The organism is Bradyrhizobium sp., from assembly GCF_030646015.1.
GTDB lineage: Bacteria > Pseudomonadota > Alphaproteobacteria > Rhizobiales > Xanthobacteraceae > Bradyrhizobium.
The window spans coordinates 1-3,323 of sequence record NZ_JAUSLT010000060.1; the positions used below are offsets into that span (position 1 = coordinate 1).

The 3,323-nt window shown below is 62.4% G+C and carries 3 protein-coding genes; 1 reads left to right on the top strand and 2 read right to left on the bottom strand.

The window, feature by feature from the left end; genetic code table 11:
• Together Q7T45_RS08500 and Q7T45_RS08505 are read right to left on the bottom strand one after the other, a co-directional pair.
• The coding region (locus Q7T45_RS08500; RefSeq protein WP_304869674.1) for an AMP-binding protein at nt 1–1,178 on the bottom strand (1,178 nt) is incomplete at its 3' end.
• 182 nt (nt 1,179–1,360) lie between these two features.
• Complete coding sequence (locus Q7T45_RS08505; RefSeq protein WP_304869676.1) at nt 1,361–2,533, bottom strand: acetyl-CoA C-acetyltransferase; 1,173 nt, start codon at nt 2,531–2,533, stop codon at nt 1,361–1,363.
• 161 nt (nt 2,534–2,694) lie between these two features.
• Here Q7T45_RS08505 and Q7T45_RS08510 point away from each other — a divergent pair.
• The coding region (locus Q7T45_RS08510) for a TetR family transcriptional regulator (protein WP_304869678.1) at nt 2,695–3,323 on the top strand (629 nt) is incomplete at its 3' end.

A 3,323-nucleotide genomic window follows, 5' to 3' on the forward strand; every position in this document is an offset into this window, starting at 1 on the left:
TCGTCGAGATAGCCGACATCGCCGAGCGTCGACCAGCCCTTGTCGTTGTAGGCCTTCCGTGTCTTCTCGGGATCGTTATGATAGGTGAAAACCGGCGCGTCGGCGAAATACACCGTTCCGATCTGGCCGACCGGCACTTCCGCATCGTTCTCGTCCAGAATCTTGATCTTGCCGACCACGGCGCGGCCGACGGTGCCGCGATGGGTCAGCCATTGCTGCGAGGTCGACACCGTGACGCCGTTGCCTTCGGAGCCGGCGTAGTACTCGATCAGGATCGGTCCCCACCACTCGATCATCTTCGCCTTGACGTCGATCGGACAGGGCGCCGCGGCGTGGATCGCGCCCTTCAGCGAGGAGACGTCGTAGCGTTTGCGTACCTCTTCCGGCAGCTTCAGCATGCGCACGAACATGGTCGGCACCAGTTGCGACTGGGTGATCTTGTATTTCTCGACCAGCTTCAGGAATTCCTCGGCATCGAAAGATTCCATGATGATGGAGGTGCCGCCGAGCGTGATCGCCATCATGTTGAAGCGCAAGGGAGCTGCGTGATAGAGCGGCGCCGGCGAAAGGTAAATGCTGTCGGAGCTCATGCCGCACATGCCGGCGCACAGGATCCTCAGGAACGGGTTCGGCAGGTCGATCGGATTGTGCTCGGATTCGCGCTTGATGCCCTTCGGCCGTCCGGTGGTGCCCGACGAATACAGCATGTCATAGCCCGCGACCTCGTCCGCGATCGGCGTGGTCGGCTGGGCCGCCGCTTCCTTGTCCCACGAGCGGAAGCCGGGCAGCGGCTCGTCGAGCATGTAGAACAATGGCTCGCCGGGCGCGCCGGTCACCAGTCCCTTGATCTGCTCGGCGCATTTCGGCGAGGTGATGACGACCTTGGCGCCACAATCCTTGATGATGTAGGCGATCTCGTCCTGGGTCAAATAGCGGCTGATCGCGGTGTAATACAGTCCCGAGCGTTGCGCCGCCCAGCAGATCTCCATGAATGCCAGCCGGTTCTCGATCAGGAACGCGATGTGGTCGCCCTCCTTCAGGCCCAGCGCGCGGAACAACTGCGCGCCCTGGTTCGACAGTTCGTCGAGTTCGCGATAGGTGATCGCCTTGCCGGTGCCGGCCATCTGGTAGGCGATCTTGTCCGGCTGGGTGCGCGCGTGGATCGACGGATGGGTCATGGGGTTTCCTTGGGAATTGTATTCTTTCGTCGTCCCCGCGAACGCGGGGACCCATAACCACGGAATTGAAATGTTGAAACGAACTGGTGCTCCAGCCCGGTATCACCCCGAAAACCTGTGGTTATGGGTCCCTGCGTTCGCAGGGACGACACCGTTGTTGTTGCCGCTGTTACGGCCTTCCCTTACAGCCGCTCGATGATGGTCACGTTCGCCATGCCGCCGCCCTCGCACATGGTCTGCAGGCCGTAGCGCTTGTTGCGCTGCTTGAGCGCGTTGATCAGCGTGGTCATCAGCTTGGTGCCGGAGCCGCCGAGCGGGTGGCCGAGCGCGATGGCGCCGCCATTGACATTGAGCCGCGCCGGATCGGCGCCTGTCGTTTTCAGCCAGGCGGTAGGCACCGAGGCAAAGGCCTCGTTGACCTCGAACAGGTCGATGTCGTCGATCGACATGCCGGCCTTCTTCAGCGCGCGCTCGGTGGCGTGCAACGGCGCGTCCAGCATGATCACGGGATCGCCGCCGATCATGGTCATGTGATGGACCCGCGCCAAGGGCTTGACGCCGAGCGACTTCAGGCCGCGTTCGTTGACGACCATCACGCCGGAGGCGCCGTCGCAGATCTGGCTGGCGCTGGCGGCGGTGAGCTTGCCGTTTTCCGCGATCAGCTTGACGCCCCGGATGCTGTCGAGCGTAGCATCGAAGCGGATGCCTTCGTCGATGTGATGGGTGTCGGTCGAACCATCCGCCCGGGTGATCTGCAGCGGGATGATTTCGTCCTTGAACTTGCCGGCCTGGGTGGCGGCGATGGCGCGCTGGTGGCTCTCATAGGAGAATTTATCGAGATCGTCTTTGGAGAGGCCGTATTTCTCCGCCATCATTTCCGCGCCGGTGAACTGGCTGAACACGATGTTCGGATACTTCTTCTCGATGCCCGGGCTCTTGGAGGTGCCGAAACCGTTCTTGGCCGGCAATTGCGACGACAGGCCCATCGGTACCCGCGTCATCGATTCCACGCCGGCGGCAATCACGATGTCCATGGTGCCGGACATCACCGCCTGCGCCGCGAAATGCAGCGCCTGCTGCGACGAGCCGCACTGGCGGTCGACCGAGGTGCCGGGCACGCTTTCCGGCAGCTTCGATGCCAGGATGGCATTGCGCGCCATGTTGTTGGACTGTTCGCCGACCTGCATGACGCAGCCCATGAGCACGTCTTCGAGCTGGTCGGGAGCAGCGCCCGAGCGCTCGACCAGCGAATCCAGCACGGAAGCCGCGAGATCGGCCGGATGCCAGCCGGCGAGGCGTCCTCCCTTGCGGCCGCCTGCGGTGCGTGCGGCGGCGACGATATAGGCCTCGGCCATGAGCGTTCTCCCTGATTGTTCTGGGTGGGGTTTGAATGATGGGCCGGATTTAAGTGGCGCAGGGGGATTTAGTCAATCAATCAATTAACTCTTGAGTGCGGCCACGGCATCGGGTTATCTGCGCCCGGATTTCCCGGCAGGCAGGACGCCTTACGTAGGTCATGGAATCGCAGTTGAATACCAGCGTACCGACAAAGCTCCCGGGCGGAAGAAACCCGACGGCCGAGAAGCTGCTGGTCGCGGCCAGCGAGCTGATGATCGGGCGTTCATCGATCGACGTGTCGCTCAGCGACATCGCGCAAAAATCCGGCGTCAACGCCGCCCTGGTCAAATATCATTTCGGCAACAAGGACGGATTGCTGCTGGCCTTGCTGGCGCGAGATGCCGCGACCGAAGTGGCGAACCTCGAATATCTGCTGGCCCAGCCAATCGCGCCGACCGCCAAGCTGAAGCTGCATATCGGCGGCATCATCCGCGCCTATCACCAGTTCCCCTATATGAACCGGCTGATTCATTACCTGCTGCACGAAAGCAGTCCGGAAGCCGCCGACGAGGTCTCGAAATTCTTCGTCGCGCCGCTCTTGGATTTCCACCGCCGGCTGCTGGCGGAAGGCGTCAAGACCGGCGAGTTCCGCGACATCGATCCGGTGCTGTTCTACACCAGCCTGATCGGCGCCTGCGATCATCTGTTTTTCGGGCGCCACGCGATGTCGCGCGCCACCGGCGTAGGGCCCGTGACCGACGAGGTTTGCCGCCAGTACATCAAGCACATGGAAGCGCTGATCTGCGG